Origin of the sequence: Thiolapillus sp. (assembly GCF_048562965.1) — a bacterium.
GTDB classification, from domain to species: domain Bacteria; phylum Pseudomonadota; class Gammaproteobacteria; order Chromatiales; family Chromatiaceae; genus Thiolapillus; species Thiolapillus brandeum_A.
In genome coordinates, this window is the sequence record NZ_JBHNMF010001450.1 from 1 (window position 1) to 620 (window position 620).

The 620-nt window shown below is 61.0% G+C and carries 1 pseudogene; it reads right to left on the bottom strand.

What is annotated here, in order from left to right:
• Window positions 1–221 precede the first annotated feature (221 nt).
• Window positions 222–506, bottom strand: a pseudogene (locus ACOCD2_RS24885) (IS1380 family transposase); the annotation flags it as partial.
• Window positions 507–620: the final 114 nt, after the last annotated feature.

Sequence of the window (620 nt, forward strand, 5' to 3'; positions counted from 1 at the left end):
CCTGAATCCGTGATTCCAGAACGTCAAAACCCGCATTTTACCGACATGACTCGGCAGGAGCCTCTGTAATCGGCATGACATCGAATATTTGTCTGGATGGATCAGCAAATTGATGCTTTGGAAGCGCAACCGGCGATGCAATGCGGCTGATCCAGAAGCATGCAGGCAGGGCTATCTGTCGCCTTCGTTCTCGAAGGCGTTGCTCAACGGGGACAGCCCGATCAGATGGCCAGCACGTGCGCGTAACAACGCGCCAGCGCCGCAAAGCCGGGATCACCCCGCCCAAAGCGCAGCACCCGGCGGCGACCGTGACGCACCAGCCGCACGGCCTTGTACATCATCTCCTGCATCACGGTACGGATGCGGCGTCGATGCAGGGCCTTGCGGATCGGCGCATCCGGACCGATCAGCGTGTTCTGGCCCACATAGCGCAGGATGTTGTAGGCCATCGCGGCCAGCGTCAGTACCAGGGCGTTGGTCTCGAATTTTCCCGAGGGGAGGCGTTCGCTGCCAGCCATGGAGAGCGAAGCGAAGGCTGGTAGACCCCAGTAGCCGCGAGGCCGCACTGTTTTCCCGGCGTGCCTTGCGCCAGAGGGAAAACAAAGTAGGCCTCCGAACGC